This window comes from Abditibacteriota bacterium, from assembly GCA_017552965.1.
GTDB lineage: Bacteria > Armatimonadota > UBA5829 > UBA5829 > UBA5829 > RGIG7931.
Genome location: JAFZNQ010000009.1, coordinates 285,240 through 303,987 on the forward strand (window position 1 = coordinate 285,240; position 18,748 = coordinate 303,987).

At 59.9% G+C, this 18,748-nt stretch carries 9 protein-coding genes and 2 rRNA genes; 2 read left to right on the forward strand and 9 right to left on the reverse strand.

Annotation, left to right across the window (positions count from 1 at the left end):
* Window positions 1–56 precede the first annotated feature (56 nt).
* Genes IK083_02185 through IK083_02210 form a run of 6 tightly spaced genes read right to left on the reverse strand, consistent with a single transcriptional unit; the run spans window position 57 to window position 8,342 of the window.
* Window positions 57–1,892 (reverse strand): U32 family peptidase, encoded by a 1,836-nt coding sequence (locus IK083_02185; GenBank protein ID MBR4748368.1) that lies wholly within the window; start codon window positions 1,890–1,892, stop codon window positions 57–59.
* A complete protein-coding gene (locus IK083_02190; GenBank protein MBR4748369.1) occupies window positions 1,889–3,154 on the reverse strand; it encodes an MFS transporter in 1,266 nt (421 codons plus the stop codon). Before IK083_02190 ends, IK083_02185 begins: the two co-directional genes overlap by 4 nt.
* 49 nt (window positions 3,155–3,203) lie before the next feature.
* A complete protein-coding gene (locus IK083_02195; protein ID MBR4748370.1) occupies window positions 3,204–5,483 on the reverse strand; it encodes a family 14 glycosylhydrolase in 2,280 nt (759 codons plus the stop codon).
* Window positions 5,480–6,730, reverse strand: coding sequence for an MFS transporter (locus IK083_02200; GenBank protein MBR4748371.1), 1,251 nt, complete (start codon window positions 6,728–6,730; stop codon window positions 5,480–5,482). Before IK083_02200 ends, IK083_02195 begins: the two co-directional genes overlap by 4 nt.
* A complete protein-coding gene (locus IK083_02205) occupies window positions 6,727–7,383 on the reverse strand; it encodes a ThuA domain-containing protein (GenBank protein MBR4748372.1) in 657 nt (218 codons plus the stop codon). The genes IK083_02200 and IK083_02205 overlap by 4 nt, the downstream gene beginning before the upstream one ends.
* A gap of 8 nt (window positions 7,384–7,391) precedes the next feature.
* Window positions 7,392–8,342 carry a hypothetical protein gene (locus IK083_02210; protein ID MBR4748373.1) on the reverse strand — a complete coding sequence of 317 codons (951 nt, stop codon included), beginning with the start codon at window positions 8,340–8,342 and terminating at the stop codon, window positions 7,392–7,394.
* 295 nt (window positions 8,343–8,637) lie between these two features.
* Between IK083_02210 and IK083_02215 the strand changes: the two genes are divergently transcribed.
* Together IK083_02215 and IK083_02220 are read left to right on the forward strand one after the other, a co-directional pair.
* Window positions 8,638–12,270 (forward strand): alpha/beta fold hydrolase, encoded by a 3,633-nt coding sequence (locus IK083_02215; GenBank protein MBR4748374.1) that lies wholly within the window; start codon window positions 8,638–8,640, stop codon window positions 12,268–12,270.
* A gap of 44 nt (window positions 12,271–12,314) precedes the next feature.
* Entirely contained in the window at window positions 12,315–15,881 is a 3,567-nt protein-coding gene (locus IK083_02220; protein MBR4748375.1) for an NPCBM/NEW2 domain-containing protein, read from the forward strand.
* Window positions 15,882–15,963: 82 nt separating this feature from the next.
* On the opposite strand, the gene IK083_02225 is transcribed toward IK083_02220, so the two are convergent.
* The 3 genes from IK083_02225 to IK083_02235 form a co-directional block, all read right to left on the reverse strand.
* Window positions 15,964–18,000 carry an AAA family ATPase gene (locus IK083_02225; protein ID MBR4748376.1) on the reverse strand — a complete coding sequence of 679 codons (2,037 nt, stop codon included), beginning with the start codon at window positions 17,998–18,000 and terminating at the stop codon, window positions 15,964–15,966.
* A gap of 274 nt (window positions 18,001–18,274) precedes the next feature.
* Window positions 18,275–18,389 (reverse strand): 5S ribosomal RNA (gene rrf / locus IK083_02230).
* 65 nt (window positions 18,390–18,454) lie between these two features.
* Window positions 18,455–18,748: ribosomal RNA gene (locus IK083_02235) — 23S ribosomal RNA — on the reverse strand; the annotation flags it as partial.

An 18,748-nucleotide genomic window follows, 5' to 3' on the forward strand; every position in this document is an offset into this window, starting at 1 on the left:
TTTTTTATATTGTATCACATATAGGCCGGAATATCAATAATTTCCGGACCTTTTTTTTATAAATTGCCCCGATGCCCCGGCTTATCCGCCGCATAGAGGCGCATGAGGCAATGCCCGCAGTCAAATACAGCCCTGAGCTTCACGTCCTGATTTTCGAGAGTGAGAGGCCGGTTCATGCTCTTGTCCTCCATACACAGCCCCAGCTCACGCCTCAGGCAGTAGGCGCACTCCATGACCTGCCTGCCCCGGAGGTCCGTCCCCGCCTCGGGAGCCGGCTCCACCTGCGGGACGCCCCTCCGGCGGTAGAACTCCCGGGACAGGGAGTTGGCTACGTTGGCTCTGTAATCCGTCGGCGCAGGGTCTCCGGAGGACAGCCGGCGCTCCGCCCTTTCCTCCGTCCTGCCGCGGGAGGCCAGGACAGAGGCGAGCCCGCTGTGGAGAGTCCTTCTGATCTCGTTGATGCGCCCTATGGGTATAAAGGGAGGCCGCTCCGTATCGGCCTCCACGCCGGCGCAGGTAAAAAAGCCTTCCTCGCTCCGTTTGCCCAGCTGCCGCTTCAGGGTGGCCAGGGCCTTTTCCCCATCCTTCGCCTCCTCATAGGGAGTGGCGTCAGTATAGGCAAAGCTGTGGCCGGAGCCGTCGTCTATGACGTATGCCAGCCCCTCCTCCGTCTGCCGGACACTTATAAAGACCGGGATATATCTCCTGTACACCGGGATGGTCTTTCGCCAGGCTGCGTCCAGATTGCGGTACAGGACGGCGCCCGGGGTCATGTATGCCGGGTCGTTCACCGTCACCGAGTCGGGGCTTTCCTGCAGGTTCACGTTGGTGCCCTTCAGGACCCCCTTGTAAAAGAAGGCCACGCCGTCGCCGCCTCTCAGCTCCGCCTGCCGGTCCAGGAACACTCTCTTGCCCCTCACCTTTTTTATCACCCCTATCTCCTCCCCCTTCATGGAGGGAGTGTCCATGGAGCTCACTCCTTTTTGCCGGCCGTCCAGCATATATTCGGTGAAGCCCCGGTTGAAGGTCTTGGCAGGGTCCGGCCTGAATTCCCTGTCCGGCACGGATACGCCCCGGGAGGCTCTTCCCGCCCCCTCTTCCTCCAGGACCCGGTCCAGGGCGGCCCGGTACCAGGCCACCGTGTTGGTGATATAGTCCGGACCCTTCAGCCGGCCCTCTATCTTGAAGCTGGTGATCCCCGCCCGCAGCAGGTCCTTCAGCCTGCCGGAGAGATCCAGATCCTTCAGGCTCAGCAGGTGCCCCCTGGCCAGCGTCGTCCCGTCGGCGTCCTTCAGCTCGTAGCGGTTGCGGCAGGGCTGGGCGCAGCAGCCCCGGTTGCCGCTGCGGCCCCCGATATACCAGCTGAGATAGCACTCGCCGGAACGGGCCACGCACAGAGCTCCGTGGACAAAGGCCTCCAGCTCCGCGTCTTCCGGAACGGCTGTCCGGATGGCGGCCATCTCCCCGAGAGACAGCTCCCGGGGGAGTATGAAGCGCCTTATCCCCGCGTCATAAAAGAGGCGTATCTTTTCCGGAGTGCCGCAGTTCATCTGGGTGCTGGCTATCAGCTTCACCGGCGGGAGCTCCATTTCCAGAATGGCCGGGTCCTGCAGGATGATGCCGTCCACTCCCGCCTCCCATAGCTCCAGTATCAGACGCCTGCAATCCTCCGTCTCCTTTTCGAAGAGGATGGTGTTCACGGTGGCGTAGACCCTGACGTCATACCTGTGGGCGTAGAGGCACAGGGCCCTGATATCCTCCGGGGAGTTCGCCGCCTTTTCCCGGGCGCCATAGCGGGAGGCGCCTATATACACGGCGTCCGCTCCCGCGTCCACTGCGGCTTTGCCGCAGACCAGATCCCCGGCGGGAGCCAGCAGCTCTGTCTTGATCATCTGCCGTCACCCTCCCCCGTCTGCTGCGCCGTTTGCCTGAAGCGGCTCGTGACTATCATCAGAGGCACGGCGCCGGAGAGCATCAAGACTATCACTATGACAAAGACGTATTTGAGATCTACGGCCATGCTGTCGATATAGCCTATCAGGAATACCCCCAGACAAATGCCTATGAGGATGCGTATGCCGCTCCAGAAGGCGTGGAAGGTCTGCACCCGTCTTTCGTTGCCCTCGCCCGCTATCTCCATCAGAGTGGTGAGCCAGCCCAGCTCCGTGCCTGCGGCGGACAGCCCCGAGAAAAAGCACCCGGGTATGAGCCACAGATAGCCCGGAGCAAAAAAGTAGTTGACCGGCAGAGCCAGAGCCGTCATGGTGGCCAGACCGAAGATCAGGGGAGCTCCCATTTTATCTATGAGCCGGCCCCAGAAGAGGTAGCCCGCCATGGCGGTGCCCGTGGTGATGACCGACAGGATGGACAGCTGGTCAGGAGTGATGCCCAGCACGTCCGACTGATAGATGGGCAGTATGATGTTCTGGACGCAGGCCGACACGCTGGTGATGGTGAGGAGCAGGACGAGACACATGTGTATCTTCTCCCTGCCCACGCTCATAGCCGACCGGATGCCGGCCAGCGGGGACAGCTGTTTTTCCTCGGCGTCGGGAGCCGGCACCTGCCACAGCAGATACAGCAGAGTGCCCGTGACATAGGCGGCGCCGCCCACCACGAATACGGTGCGCCAGTTGCCTCCCGCATGCATATACCTGCCCGAAAGGAACACGGTGAGGAGCCCCATCAGGGACACGTACAGACGGGCCAGGCCCATGAGCCTGCCCCGCAGATCTATGGGATACAGACGGGTCATCATGATGTTGTACCAGGGCCCGGGCACCGTGGTAAACAGATTGATAAAAAAGACCATCCAGCAGAATACGGGCGCCGCGTGGCAAAAGGCCATGACTATGATGAGCAGACGGGCCACGGAGTTGCTGATCACGTAGCCCACCTTTTCCTTGCCCTGAGGGATGATGCCGGTAGCGAACAGGCAGCACATGGCGCCCACCGCGCAGCCGGCAGTCATGATACCTATCAAAAACTCACTTGCCTGAAAGTCCTGCCGGGCTATCAGGGCGTGATACGGCCCAAAGCATCCGGAGCCTATGGCGACGAACGTCCCCGCCAGGAGCTCTATGGCAAAGGTGCGGCGCACCCGCGCGGGCAGATACAGCCCGAACCTGCCGAATAGTCTGTAAAGGAATTTCATTTCCGGTCCATTCTTTCCGCTCCGGGTCCGCCCGGGGCGGGCCCTGTCGTTAGTGAAGTTGTATCTCGCATATGCCACCCGGCTCCGCCCGGCCGGTAAATACCTTGCCTCCCAGCAGGCACTCCCCAATGGCGCCTGCATCTGTGTTGGAGTTGTACATCAGGACCCGGTCCGGGGCTGTCTGGGTATAAAACACACCGTCTCCCGAGGTGTCATACACGGCGCAGCCCGTCTTTGCCAGCAGGTCCCGGACCTCCACTGCCAGCTCGTCCAGGTCCTTCACCCGCCGCACAAAGCCCTTGCCCAGGGCTCCCCCCTTGCGGGAGGAGGGGAACAGCCTGTATTCAGGCGAGGCCTTGCCTTCGGGAGTCAGGAGTCTGTCCGCGTCCAGCACGAACACCCTGCCCCCGGCCTTTGCCCAGGCGGCTATCTTCCGGGCTGTGGCGTCCTCCATGACGTCTGCCCGGGCTATCACCAGTATCTCGTATTCCCGGAGAGCGCCGTCCAGGATGAGGGTGTCGTCCGGCATGCCGAAGTCAAACCGGTCCCTGAGGGCTGGCACCACAGTCTCGTGAAAGTCGTTCCACCTGACAGACAGCCAGGTGTCGGGATAATATACTGCCACCGGGACCAGAGGCTCGTTCCTGCGGAAAAAGCCTATATACTTTTGCTGCTGCTCCAGAGTCTCCCGGGAATTGATCAGATTGGGATAATAGTCGTGGAGCTGACGGGCCCCCGAGGCTGCCGCGTTGTATATCCGGGCCGGGATGCCCCATATGTTTTCCTCGCCCGCAGGCTCATAGCAAAAATAGGCGCCGTAATGCCGGCAGGCTGTGGCCACTATGCGGGTCCAGGCAAAATTCTTGCCGTAGTCCGAAGCCTCGTTGGTGATGCGTATACCGGCTCCGCTCCTGGCCGCCGCCCGGGCCTGCTCCGGGAAATGGGCCCCCAGATGGGGCATCATAAAGCCTCCTGTGGACAGATAGATGGGAGTATGGGGAAAATACTTGCGCGCCATGGCCATCCAGTCGTCCGCCAGCTCCGTCATGGCTCCCCGGTACCAATCCCGGAAATCCAGATACTCCCGCCGGTGGTCGGGGCGCTCCCTGACGCTGTCCAGAAAAGCCTTCTTGGCCTCTTCGCCGTAAAAGGGAAAGTCCGCCTCCTCAAAGGAGGCCAGCTTCCTGCCCCAGGCGGCCGAGAGGCGCCCCGGGGTCCTGTATTTCTTCTGCAAAAAAGCTCTGTAGTCTGCGAGAGCGTAGGGGTCGTTGCACCAAAAGCCGTGGTGCTGGTGATATTCGCCGGGCACGTCAAAGGTCCAGCCGCCCCCGTCGGCGGAATAGATGGCCTCGCCGTAGTCTCCCTGTATGCCCAGCTTCACGCACTCCAGGTCGGCTTCGCCGAAGTGCTCTGCAAAGGCTGCGAGATATCTCTCCCGCCATTTGCGGAAATAAGGGCTCCACAGGCTCTCTATCTTGTTCTTTTCTCCGTGCTCCAGGCACACGCAGGGATAGTGGTCCTCCGTCTCCCTGAACCAGTTGGGGTCGGCATAGGCGGGCCCGGCGCACAGCAGAGGCACCCATTTGAGCCCCGCCCTGCGGAGTATATCCACCTGCTCGTCCCAGCGGGAAAAGTCCCAGCTGCCTTCCGCCTCCGGCTCCACGGTCTGCCAGGTGGAATAGCTGTCCACGGCGGTAAAGCCCATGGCTTTATACAGCGCAGCCTGGGACTCCGAAGCGTCGTTGCCCACCACGTAGCTGACGTCCGGACCCAGCGACATGCCTCCGTGCAGCGCCGCGTCCCGGGCAAGGTCGTAGAGCTCCGCGTCCTCCGGCAGCTCCCGGTATATCTCCGCCCTGCGGACAGCCACCCTGTCGTCGGCGCTGACCCTCAGGTCGTTCACGTAGTTGAGGAGCCTCAGAGCCGCAAAGTCCCTGAGCTCAAAGGCAGCCCGTATCCAGCGGCCGGCGCCGATGATATACTGACTGTCCGTGGCTATGCATTTTCTCTCGGCGCTCTGGTTCAGCTCCAGAGTCATATTGGTCAGGTTGCCCTCCGGGGACCAGAGGTCCAGCACCAGATAAGCCTTTTCGAAGGTCACTCCTTCCTCCGGCAGACACCAATAAAAATACTTGACGTTTTTGGCTATCTCGCCGTTGATGACCAGGCAGCTTTTGCCGGCCCGCTCCGCCGGGAGAGTGCTGCCGTCCCCCTCGTTGGCGATGGTCATATTGCCGCCGGTCTCCGCATCCCACACGTACAGGGGCCCGGCCATAGCCGCGGCAGCCCACGCCAGGAGAGCGGCGCACATGAGCATTCGTCGGATCATCTGCGGGTATTCCTCCCCTTCAGGGCGGCTGGTATGAGAAAGACTACGCTGAGGAGCATCATGCCGGCGACTATGGGGAACACGCCCCTGATGCCTTCCGCGCCCACTCTGTGAAAATATCTGACCAGAAAGGCGCCTCCCACCACGCCCAGCATGCCTCTGATGCCGCCGAAGAAATAGTGGAGAGCCTGATATTTGCCCTCCTTGCCCTTCTCCGTGAGCTCCAGCACCATATTGAACCAGGCCAGATCGGCGCCGGCTATGTAAAAGCCGTTCATGGCATGGGCCCAGATGACCCCGGTCCAGCTGCCGGCAAAATAATACCCCAGAGGCATGAGAGTGCCTACGGCGACGGCGGCTATCCAGCCCTTGATGGCGTTGGAACGGTCTATGAACCTGCCCCACAGAGGGTAGGACAGCATCAGGACCGCGCTCTGCACCGAGGCCAGCACCGATATCCTTTTGGGCTCTATCCGGAGTACGTCCACCTGAAATATGGGCAGAGCCACGGTCTGCATCATGGCTCCCACGGAATACACGGTGGCCAGTATGATGAGCAGGGTGTTGGTCTTGTTCTCCCTGAGGAGCTTGAGGGAATCCATGACGAAGGCCGCCACGGAACCCCGGGGGCCGCCCCCGTCCGTCACGAGAGGACATCGGACCCTGCCGAACACTATGGCGGCGCCCATGGCGCACAGGCCCGATATGACGAAGAACACCCGCCAGCCTTCGCCGTCACCCATGAGCTTGCCCGCCAGCAAGGTAGCCAGCAGGGTCACCACTCCGCAGATCACTCTTACGTAGCCCATGAGAGAGGCTCTGTAGCGGATGGGATATATCCTCTGCACCACCACCGCGTATTGGGTGTTGGCGCAGGCCAGGATGGCGTAGGCGGTAAATACGCACAGGCTGAGAGACAGGCTCCCGGAGCACAGGGCCGTGGCCGTTATGAAGACGTCGGCCAGCACCGCCGTTATCCAATACCACTTCAGCTCCCTGTTGAGGGCCACCAGCCCGCCGTAAAACAGAGCCGCCATGCCCCCTATATAGGGGCCGGCGCTCAGGAGGGCTATCATGAACTCGTCCGCCCCCATTTTGTCCCGGGCTATGATGGCGTAAAAGGGCACGAAAAAGCCGGTGTGTATGCCGGCCAGAAAGCCTCCTATACAGTCCAGCCCGAAATTGTACCGGGCCTCCGCGGGGACCCGGCGGGCAAAAGCGCACAGCAGCCTGTGCTTCAGAGTCATCGGGCGCCTTCCTCCCGGGCAGCCCACAGCATGCCCCTGCGGAGTATCTCCGGTACGGCGGGTATGTCAAACACGTTGGCCGTGTGTCCCAGAGACATATAGAATACTCTGCCCTTGTCCCACATTCTCTTCCATATCACCGGCATGACGCAGCCCTTGACCCAGGGGTCATACTGCCCCTGAAAGGTGGTGTAGGCCAGCACCTCGTTGGAGGGGTCCGTGTGCATATAATACTGCTCCGACTCCACCTCGAAGTCCTCTATGCCTCTGACTATGGGGTCGTCGGAGGTGATGTTGACGGTGTATTTGATGATGCCGCCGGGATGGGCTACCCACTGGCCGCCGGTCATATACTGATAGTTGGTGTCGGCCCGGAAGGCGTCGCACATGCCCCCGTGCCAGCCGGCCACTCCCACGCCGGAGGCTATGGTCTTCAGCAGCCCCTGGCTCTGCTCCCCGGTGATATTGCCTCCGGTCCAGCAGGGCACTATCAGGCTGGCCTCGCTCATGGCCTTTTCGTCGGTGTATATATCCAGGTCGGTATATATGGCGGCGTCAAAGCCCTCCTCCTCCAGCAGTCTTTTGGCGATGGCCGTGGTCAGCGCGGGCTCGTGGCCGTCCCAGCCTCCGCAGGTAATGATAGCTTTTCTCATAATCACTCCTATGAATACATGGTCCTGTATTTTCTCACAGCCGCAAACAGGGCTCTGATATTTTCGAGGGGATAATCCGGGCCTATCTCTATGTTGATGGACAGGCCTCCCTCCTTCATGCCCAGAGTCCTGATGCAGGTATAGACGTGCTCGTCTATCTGGGCGGGGGTCCCGAAGGGCATCAGCTGCCGGTCCAGATCCAGATGGATGGGTATCCGGCCCTTGCAGACCCTTTCCAGATTGTCCAGGCCGTTGGCCCTGTACTGCACGTTGATAATGTCCACCCCCACCTCCTGCAGGTCGGGCATGATCTCCCAGATGCAGCCGTCCGTGTGCATGAAGATATATTTGCCGGCCGCCTTGAATTTGGCGTAGATAGCGGCGAAGCAGGGCTTCAGGTATTTGCGCCATTTGGCCGGGCTGATGGGCAGGGCTTTCTGGTGCCCCAGGTCGTCGCCGAAAAACATCATGGGATGTGGATAATTTTTGAGGACGTGGTCCGCGCACTCCAGATTGTATTCCAGCACCGTGTCTATGACCGTCTGCAGCTCCGGCGCCTCCTCGGCAAAGTCCAGCATGATCTCCTCAAAGCCCCTCAGGTCCTCCAGCCTCAGATACATGAAGCCGTGGGGAAAGCCTCCTGGCTGGGCAGGCTTCTTCAGATCTTTCACGCTCTCCCGGGTGGGATAAGGATGGCCGGTGACTATGGCCTCCATGCCCTCCACCGTGTTGGTCCACACGCAGCCCCAGGGATCGGTCCACTCTCCCTTGTGATAGCTGGGGACCGGCAGCCGGTCGTAGGTCTCCTCGGTGCGCCTGTCGGCCACCAGATCGCTGTATTCCTCCGCTATCTCCCTCAGGTCGTCCCGGTATTTCATCCAGGCAGCCGGCAGGATGCCGGTCATTACCGGTATCACCTCCGGATACCCATAGGTCGCCACCTTGATAAGCTCTGTCACGTCTCCCCCCGCAGTATATGGATTTCAAGTATTATTATACCACAATCCGCCGGCGACGGCCCGAAAAAGGTCCACAAAAAAGGGCGTTTTTTGCCCCTGCCCCGGCGCATCCGCCCCCTTGCTTCCGGGACCGGTGACCGCCCCTCCTTTTTGCAAAATCAGGCCCCCGGACGAAAAAACGGGGTATATATATGATATACTATAGTGGAACTGCTCCGGTCCCGGGACGCGTCTCCGGGCGCGCAAGGCCGGACCGCGTCTTTTTTGCGCCTGAACATTATAAAGGGATACCTATATGAAATATCTGCCGCTCTTTGCGCTACTTGCGCTCTTATTTTTCTGCCTGCCCTGCTCCGCCGAGACCTTTATAGATTTTTCCGCGGGACAGGCCTCCGGCATCCTTGCCCACGATACCAACGACGGCAAGTTCACCTTGTCCCCCGCCGGGGGCGTCAACACCGCCCGTATCACCGGCACTCCCCAAAGCCGCATGATATATCTGGACGTGACCGACCCCTTCCCTGCGGGAGAAAAGGCCTTCGTCATAGTGGAATACTACGACATGACCGGCGACATCAGCCTCCAGTACGACGGCTCGGGCAACCCCTATTTTGAGTCCCCGGACAGATACGGACAGAACGACACCGGCGAATGGAAGACCTGCGTGTTCCTGCTGCAGTATCCCGTGTGGCAGAACAGAGAGAACGCAGGCCACGACTTTCGGATACTCTGCGAGAAGGATCTGGCTGTCAGGAGAGTGGAGGTGACCTCGGAAAAGCCCCTTTTTTACAGCCTGCCCCGGGACCCGGTGGCAGAGCTGGAGGCCCGGGAGCCCAACGTCCTGCGGGACGGCATGACTGCCATACAGCAGTGGCAGATCCACGAGCCCCTGGCCCCCGAAGACCTGACAGACGCCGCCTTCCTGAGAGCCAAAAAGCTGGGCATCACCAGCATGCAGAGCTACGTGGGCCTCAGGCAGCTGGAGCCTCGGGAAGGCGAGCTGGACTTTTCGTATTACGACGGTCTCACAGGCCAGCTGGAAAAGCACGGCATGAAGTGGCTGCCCTTCCTCATCATGGCTCCCGAGATATCGGTGCCCGACTGGTGGAACAGCCGTTACGGCGTCTTTGCCAAATGTCTGGAGCACGGCGAGGAGGCCCCCGTCCAGTCCATATGGAACCCCAACCTGCGGGAGGGGGTGCGCCGTTTCCTCACCATATTCAGAGAGCACTACAAGCCGGAGCTCATAGAGGCCCTGAACTTCGGCATATCCGGCTGCTGGGGCGAATCCATACAGGTAGCGGGCGGCGGCTTCGGCATCATGGACCGCCATCAGCACATGGGCTACTGGTGCGGCGACATATACGCCGCCGAGAGCTTCCGGAGCTATATGCAGCAGAAATACGGCTCCATAGACGCCCTGAACAAGGCCTGGAAGACCGGCTTCGGAGGCTTTGACGCCCTGCAGCCCTTTATCCCCAACGAGACCACCTCCAAACGGGCGGCCAAGGACCTGAACGACTGGTACTACTCCTCCATGACCGACCTGGCGGAGTTTTGGGTGAAGACAGCCAGAGAGCTGTATCCCGACACCCCCATATACCTCTGCACCGGCGGCGACGGCAACGTGAAGCTGGGGGCGGACTTCTCCGACCAGGCGAGGCGCATCGCTCCCTACCATGCAGGGATACGCATCACCAACGAGAACGACGACGTCATGAGCAACTTTTCCGTCACCCGCATGGTGTCCTCCGCCTGCCGTCTGTACGGCGCCTACTACACCACGGAGCCCGGCGGGGACAACACTCCCGACGGCATACCCGGCAGAGTCTTTGACGCCACGGCGGGAGGCGCCATAGGCGCTTATTTCAAATACCTCATGGACAAGCCCGACCTGCCCAACATACGGGGCATTAGGTTTGCGGAAAACAGCGCCTTCTTCCGCAGGAACACGCCAGACCTGAAGGTGGCGGCCCTGATGCCCAACACCTCCATAGGCCTGAAGCCGGAGGTCATAGACAGGTTCATAGCCCTGTCCACCACTCTCCGTAGAGCTCAGGATTTTGAATGGGTGGACGAAAACATGACAGAGGACGGCCTTCTGAGCCGCTTCCGGGCCGTGGTGCTGCTGGCGGGTCAGGTGTACGAGCAGTCCACCCTGGACCGGCTGGAGGAATGGGTGAAGGCGGGAGGCGTGCTCCTCTCTTCCAACGAGACCCTGCCTCTTACCACTCCCGAGGACGGCGAATGCTCCTGGATACAGCCTGCCCGGGGCGCCTTTTCCGGGGCCCTGAGCATGGAGGGCGAAGCCGGGGAGGGCTACGCCATCGACGTGGGCAACAGACACGAATCGGGACTCACGGGCATATGGCACGCCGGAGAAGGCAACGTGCTGGACCCCTCCGACAGCGGCCGCTGGACCGCCGGGGACAGCAGCGCCGTAATGCCCCTTCCCTCAGGGGACGGACCTGTGCTGAAGATACTTGCCAGGAACGACCCGGACCACGGAGTGGACTGTCAGGTGCTGGCAGACGGAGAGCCCATCGGCGTCCTCGGCAAGTCAAAGGTCCCGGTGTGGAGCCGCTTTGAGCTGCCCGCCGGCAAATATTCCGGGCGCATCAGGGTGACCTTCCGCTCGAACACCTTTACCGGCGGCGCCAACGACCCCAGACAGCTGGGAGTCTTCGTGCAGGAGATCATGCTCTCGTCCCGGGCTGCCGAAAAGGACGACATAGAGGACATGGAGGACACCTCTCTGGTCAGATACGCAGTTGACGACAGCAGACTGGCCTCCTCCTTTACTCCCCTGGGCAAAGGCTGGACAGGGGTCTTCCCGGAGACCTCCGAGGAATACCTGGCCCTGGTCTCCGCCGCCCTCTACTGGGAGCAGGCGCCCTGGAGCGCCGCCCTTGCGGACAGCTCTCTCCCCAACGGGAGGTGTCTGGCCGGATACAAGACAGACGGAGACTTTGACGAAGTCATAGCCTCGGTGATACACACACCGGAGGGCCAGAGCGTGTATTATTACAACAATTCGTCCGAGTACCTCCAAAAGACCCTTCCCAACGGCAGGACCATAGCGGTGCCGGAGTATTCCTTTGCGGAGCTCACCCCGGACGAGGCCTTCGCTCCCGCGGAGCTGGAAGCCTCCCCCATCAAGCCGGCGGACTCCGGGGCCGTCAGCCCCGGCTACATGCTGTCCTATACCCGGGGATCCCTGAAGGACTACGCTCTGGTGCGGGAGCCGGCGGAGGAAGGCTCCGACTGGGTCATAGTCCTCCACGGCCACGGCTCCGTAGCGGACCAGCTCTACACCCGTCAGGATTTAGCCGAGAACTGGCTGCCGGAGCTGGCGGACAAATACGGCATAGTCACCTTTGACACCATGGGCAACGGCTGGATGAACCCTACGGTGTGCTCCAACATCCACGAGATGCTGAGCTGGCTCAGGGCAAAATACCGCGTGGACAAATTCACCATCATAGGGGGCTCCATGGGAGGCTCCGGGGCTCTGGCCTACGCCGCCTGTTATCCCGACGACATCAAGGGAGTTCTGGCCCTGTGCCCCTGCACGGACCTGAAGAGCTACACGGAGTTCCTGTCCCGGGCGGAGCCCGGCGACCCCGTGGCGGCCATCAAGAAGGACATACTGGACACCATCCTCCAAAAGTTCGATCAGAGCGAGATGAAGATGAAGGCCGTCAGCCCGCAGCGCTATTCCGAACGGCTGCCTCTGCCCCTGTTCATCGCCCACTCCACCGGAGACGAGCTCATACCCGTGGAAAACAGCCGGATACTGGCAGAGCTCATGGAGGGCCTGTCCGACTTTGAATATATGGAAATGGAAGGCGGCGGCCACGACACCACCATCCTGCCCGGCTTCGCAAGAGGCCTGGAGTTTCTCAGGGAACAGGGCGCGCTGCAATAGTCCTCATTATGCTTCGAAATATAATACATCATCAAGGAAGGCATATGCTAAGGTTCATCTTTTGCGCGGCAGTGATCTTTTTGCTGCCTCTGCTTGCTCAGGCAAGCGAGTTTATCACGGACAACACGGATCTCATCATCAGCGAGACCTGCGGCTTCGGCAAGATAGGCTACGACACGGCAGACGTGGGACTGGCCGACAAGCCCACCCCCCTGCGGGTCAACGGCAAGATATACGACAAGGGCATAGGCACCCACGCCAACGGCACTATAGAGGTGGCGCTGGACGGAGGCTATTCCCGTTTTGAAGCCGAGGTGGGCACTCAGGAATACGTCATAGGCTCCGACACCGGCTCGGTAGTATTCGTGGTCAAGACCGAATACGGAGAGCTCTTCCGAAGCCCTGTCCTGACCAGCCACATGGACCCGGTCCCCGTGTCGGTGGACGTCACCGGCGCCACCTCTCTCTATCTGATAGTTGAGGACGGAGGCGACGGCATCACCAACGACGGCTGCTGCTGGCTCAACGCCCGCCTCACCAAGGCTTCCGCCGCCGCCGCGGCCAAACACCTGTCCATAGACATAGCCCCCTCCGGCCGGGTCACCAAGAGCGACCCCGCCAGGATCAAGGGCACCGCTGCCAACCGGGTGGAGGCCATACCCGCCGAGGACATATTCCTGACCCGGAACACCTACCCCGACGCCCGGGGGCTCTATACAGCCACCCCCACGGGCGGCCGCTGCGCCATAGGCCTTTCGTGGATGGAAAGGCGCCGCATCAAGACCTGCTCCATAGAGTTTGAGGGCGATGCCCCTCAGAACGTGTCCCTGGAATTCTGGGCCCGCCCCGGCAGGACCATTCTGGACGGCGAGTCCTACTGGCAGGGAGAATGGGTGCCCGTCAACGCCGACGTCACCCGCAAGGGCAAGGTGTTCACCGCCTCTCTGGCAGGCAAAACCAACATCAAGGAGACCCGCAACGGCGTCATGCAGCTGCGCTGGGTCTTCGACAGCGACAAGCCCCTGAAGGTCAAACAGCTGACCGCCTTCTCCGCCCGGGTCTACAAAGAGGGCAGGATCAGGATCACCCCTCTCAAAAAGCAGGGCGAGGTGACCCTGACCGGCTACAACATGGACTTCGTCACAGACAAGGGCAGGAGCCACACCTATACGGGCAATTTTGACTCCGAAAAGACTCTGGAGGTCATATACACCGCTCCCGTCATGAACCCCATGGAGCAGTCTGTGCTGCGCTTTGACGGCTTTGGCGTGAGCCTCCGGGACCTGGAGGAGAGCAAGGGAGTCTATTCGAGCAAGCTGGGCTGGTTCGTCAGCATGGCGGACAAAAACGTGACCCCCGAGGAGTATCTGGCAGACTACAAGGGCAAGACCAAGATAGTGGACATGGTGGCCGCCCACAGCGAGCAGACCTTTGAGAACGCTCTCAAGAACACGGCCTTCGACGCCCAGAAGAACTCCCTCACCCTGCTGTCCCTTCCCGGGGACAACTACAAGTTCGCCCTGGACCGCAACGGCTCCCTGCGCTTCGACACGGACGAGAAGCTGGTCAACGAATACGCCCAGCAGGGGGCGCCCTTCGATCAGGTCCGGGTAACTCCGGAGCCGGGAAAGGACGCTGCCATCTCCCGCAGGCTGGAATACGACTGGACCCCCATACAGCACACTGAATGGAACGACGGCGCCGTGCTCTGCACCCAGCGGGCCTTCGTATATCCCGTGGACGACCAACAGCCCGCAGCCATCGCTCAGGGCAGGGCTCTGGGAGTCACGGAGTGGACCATGGAAAACCTGACCCGGGAGACCGTGTCCGCAGAAATAGCCTTCGGATACGCGGGGAATACTCCCATCACCCTGGAGGAGGCTCTTCCCGCCACCGAGACAGGCAACAAGATGATAGCCCTCAAGGACGGCAAGGTCTGTTTTTACGTGACAGACTACGGCCTGCTCACGGAGTCCGACGGCCGCTTTACGGTGAAGGCGGAGCTGGGGCCCGGTGAAACCAAGCGCTTCGCCATACTCTTCCCCCGCTTCGACATGACCCCGGAGGAGCTCATCCCCTGGAACGAGTCCATGCTGCGGCAGACCGACACCCTGTGGAGAGACCTCATCAAGCAGGGAGCCACCGTGTCCCTGCCGGACAAGCAGCTGGAGAACGCCATCCTGGGCAGCGTAGTGGCAGGCTATATCACCGCCCGCAACAAGGACAGGAGCCAGGTGGCCCCCTGGATCGGCGCAGTGAACTACGGCACTCTGGAGAGCGAAGCCCAGTCCGTCATCAGAGGCATGGAATTCTGGGGCCAGAAGGACTGGGCGCAGTCGGCCCACGACTATTTCCTGAGCATATACCGCAAGGAAGGCTATCTGGCCAACTTCTATACCATTTTCGGCAACGGCTGGCACCTGGACACTCTGGGAGACTTTAACCGCCTCTTCGGAGACCCGGAGTGGCTGCGGCCCAGACAGGAGCAGCTCCGCAGGAACGCAGGCTGGATCATAGACCAGATAGGAAAGACCAAAGAGCAGAACGAAGACGGCTCCAAGGTGTGGGAATACGGTCTCTTTCCTCCGGGAGTCAACGCAGACTGGGCCGTATACGCCTACTACTTCAATCACGACGCCTACAACTACGCCGGCCTGAATTCCGTGGCTGATATACTTGAGGATCTGGGAGACTCAAGCGCCGAAGGCATCAGAAAGGAGGCGGCGGAGCTGAAGGAGAACGCCTTTGACGCCTACAAGCGCATCAAGGCCCTGAGAGCCCTGGTGCCCACCTCAAGCGGCGAATGGGTAGCCGCCATCCCCTGCCAGGTGTATGAGCCCGTGCCCATAGGCGACATGTATCCCGGAGACGACTTCGGGAGAGCCTGGTGCAACGAATACGAGATGGGAGTCACCCACCTGATGGCCAAGGGGATCATCCCGGCAGACAGCCCCGAAGCCTCGGACGTGCTGGACAACCTGGAGGAGCTGGGGACCCTTAGCCGTGAAGCGGGCTACAACCCCTACTCCAGACTCATCAGCGACGTGTTCAACATAGGAGGCTTCACCAAGGTGCAGCCCTACTACGCCAGATACGGCGAGGCCATAGCCAGGACCGGCAACGTGAAGCTCTATCTGAGGAACTATTTCAACACTCTGGCCGCTCATCTCAACCGGGAGAACATGACCTTCCACGAGCATCTGGCAGGCACTGCCGCTCCCAACAAGACCCACGAGACCGGGTACTTCCTGTACCACTCCCGCCAGCTCTTTGCCGACGAGGACGGAGACACCCTGAGGCTCTGCAGGTTCGCCCCCCGGGAATGGTTCTATGACGGAGCCGTGGTAAACGCCGTCAACATACCCACCTTTTTCGGGCCCGTATCTCTGGAGATCAAGGCCGACCTGCTGAAGCAGCAAAAGACCACTGCCGTCCTGAAGACCGATTTCCGCCGTCTGCCCGAAAAGCTGACCCTGCGGCTGCCCCACCTGAAGGAACAGCTGCCCGTAAGGGTGCTGGTCAACGGCCGGGAAAGAGTCCCCGAGGGCGACACCGTCCGGCTGCTGCCGGGAATGGGCGAAAAGACCATCACGGTGGTATTTGAATACTGATCCCGGCCCACAGACCGTCTGTCCGGGACCCCGACACAACAAAAAGACTCCCGCAAGGGAGTTTTTTTGTTGTCAGTGAGATCTATTCGATGGGGATGGAATGCCGCCGTTCAAGGGCCTTCAGCTTCACCGCGTCGGCCAGGCTCTTCTTGTGGCATATGATATACACCGACTGCTTGGCCCGGGTCACGGCGGTGTAAAATATCTCCCGGGTCAGCATCCGACCGATGTTTTGATTGTCTCCCGCATAGGGCACCAGCGTCAGCACGTGGCCGTATTCGGAGCCCTGACTCTTGTGGACGGTCACCGCAAAGGCCCGGTCGTTTTCAGGCAGGCTCATGAGGGGGAACATGACGTAGCCCCCCACCACCCGGCCGGCGGCGCCGGCGGAAGAGCCTTTTCTGAAGACTGCCACCCGACTCCGTTCGTCGCCCGTACCCAGAGTGAGAATGACTCCCATGTTGCCGTTGAACAGTCCTTTTTCTTTGTCGTTGCGGGTAATGATCACCGGGATCCCGTGCTCCTTCCCCAGCTTTTCCTTCAGCATGGCTTCCAGCATGCTGTTCATATTCACGCAGCCAAAAGCGCCTTCCCTCAGACAGCACAGGATCTTGAACTTGCCCAGGTGATCAAAGAGCTTGTCGAGAGCGTCATTTGCTGTAAGGATCGGGTCTTCTGAAGACTCTTGATCTTGTTTATTATCTCCGGAAGAAAGCGTGATGGGCTCCAGAGCGTCTTTGACCTTACCGAGCTTTTGCTTGTATCCGTTAAAAAACATCCCGAACCATCGGTCGGCTATCTCTTTTGACAGAGGGTACTCATCGGGCTTCCGGTCCTCTTTTCCCGTGTAATATACCATGACGCGGCCTTTATCATCGGGCTTCTCGGCGAATTTCGTCCATTCTTCGAACAGCTTCTTGATATCATCGTCCGCTGTATTGCAAACCGCATGACCTTCGGCAAACAAGCCCTCGGGAGTGACGCGGTCAGCCTTATTATTCAAGCCATCCATCAGGCTTTTGATCTCTTCCTGAGAGCGCATGTTCTTACTGAGCCCGGCAACGCGCTTTCGGGACTTGAGAACCTGTATCAAAGAGTTGAGCACCGCTCCGGCCTCCACGCTGGGGAGCTGGTCCGGGTCGCCGAGAATGATGAGCAAGGACCCCTTGTCCACTGCGTCAAAGAGATCGCCTGCCAGCACCAGGTCGGCCATGGAAAATTCGTCGGCTATTATCACCCTGTAAGGAAGAGGGTTGAGGGAGTCGTATTTGGGCCTGCCATAACCCGCGCCTATCAGCGAGTGGATGGTGCCGCTCCTGAGCTCCGAGATCCTTGTAGCGGGATCGCTCGACAGATATTTCTGTACCGAGGCGGCTAGATGGTCCGAAGCCCGGCCGGTGGGAGCGCAGACAAAAAAGTCGGACAGATCGTGACCTGACTTCAGGAACACCTTCAGCAAGGCGGCGGCCACGGTGGTCTTGCCGGTGCCGGGCCCGCCGGTGACTATATACACGCCGGAAGAAGGCATGTTTCGAATGGCATCTTTCTGATCATCGTTAAATCCTATTTTTATGTCCCCGACCATAATGCCTTCTTCGCTCACGCGCCTCTTATGATCCTTAAAATCCTCGGGGTCAGAGTCCGCGGAGCCGCCTGTCTCAACCTTGAGCTTGCGCTGCAGACTAAGGGCAGACAGAAGGTGCTTGTCAAAACAAAGATACAGCTGATCATTATGCTGAAGCAGCATGACGGAATGCGCCTGAGATGCATCTGATGGGGGAAAAAATGCGATACGCTCCTTCAATATATGCTGCATCTCCGGGTCATCGACAGGGAGGCAGGTGGAGCCGGAATTAATGGCCGAGATCAGCATGCAAAGGGCCCGGGCCACGACGCGGGCTTCATCGGCGCTGCCGAAAGGCTTTTGAGCGTCCAGCTCCTCTATCCGATCCCTGACAAACAAAAAGTCCGTGAGATCGAGATCGACGGCAAAGTCCGAGACCATGTCGTAGTTGTCTGAGACAAAGAGTTTTTCCTGCGGCAGGCGGGGAACGGCGATCCGGCACACAAAGGCCTCATCGCGGTCGCAGAGCAGTGTTTTTACAGAATCAAATGCCATGGCTCCTCCATAGATAGGTGATACACATATATGATATACCATCGGGGACAGATAGTCAAACGGAGGCAAAAGACGCGCATCGGCAGGCGCCCAGCGCCGTGGCCTGCGGGGACATAATAATAATGGACCTTATGGCGTTGCGGAAGCGCCGCAACCCCGCATCAGGGGGGAGCACATATGAGGGGGGAACTCCCCCCGCATATAAATAAGTCAGGTAGCATTCTCAATCGAGGGCATAAAAAATGGCGTCCGGAGGACGCCTGAATATTTCAAAATGCGGCAACTTGCTATCTTCACACGGCCTGACGCCGCACTATTGTCGCCCACGATATGCTTAACTTCTGTGTTCGGGATGGGAACAGGTGGACCATATCTGTAAGGTCACCGCAAAACCTAAGCTCTGACAGCTTGATAACGGGAGATACTCTCGCAACAACATTCACGTTATGCTCTTTCGTCAAAAGCATACGGGATATTAGTAATGGTAAACTGAGCGCATCGCTGCGCTTACATTCCCATCCTATCGACCCGGTAGTCTTCCGGGTCCCTTAAAAGAGATCTTATCTTGTGACCGGCTTCCCACTTAGATGCTTTCAGCGGTTATCCGTTCCGGACATAGCTACAGAGCACCTGCAACAGGCGTTACAACTCTTACACCAGAGGTCCGTCCATCTCGGTCCTTTCGTACTGGAAACAGACTCACGCAAATCTCTTACGCCCACATCGGATAGGGACCGAACTGTCTCAC

What these genes read in the sequence shown, in the direction of transcription:
- IK083_02185 (MBR4748368.1), bottom strand. Translation starts at nt 1,892, where the DNA reads ATGATCAAGACAGAGCTGCTGGCTCCCGCCGGGGATCTGGTCTGCGGC.
- IK083_02190 (MBR4748369.1), bottom strand. Translation starts at nt 3,154, where the DNA reads ATGAAATTCCTTTACAGACTATTCGGCAGGTTCGGGCTGTATCTGCCC.
- IK083_02195 (MBR4748370.1), bottom strand. Translation starts at nt 5,483, where the DNA reads ATGATCCGACGAATGCTCATGTGCGCCGCTCTCCTGGCGTGGGCTGCC.
- IK083_02200 (MBR4748371.1), bottom strand. Translation starts at nt 6,730, where the DNA reads ATGACTCTGAAGCACAGGCTGCTGTGCGCTTTTGCCCGCCGGGTCCCC.
- IK083_02205 (MBR4748372.1), bottom strand. Translation starts at nt 7,383, where the DNA reads ATGAGAAAAGCTATCATTACCTGCGGAGGCTGGGACGGCCACGAGCCC.
- IK083_02215 (MBR4748374.1), top strand. Translation starts at nt 8,638, where the DNA reads ATGAAATATCTGCCGCTCTTTGCGCTACTTGCGCTCTTATTTTTCTGC.
- IK083_02220 (MBR4748375.1), top strand. Translation starts at nt 12,315, where the DNA reads ATGCTAAGGTTCATCTTTTGCGCGGCAGTGATCTTTTTGCTGCCTCTG.
- IK083_02225 (MBR4748376.1), bottom strand. Translation starts at nt 18,000, where the DNA reads ATGGCATTTGATTCTGTAAAAACACTGCTCTGCGACCGCGATGAGGCC.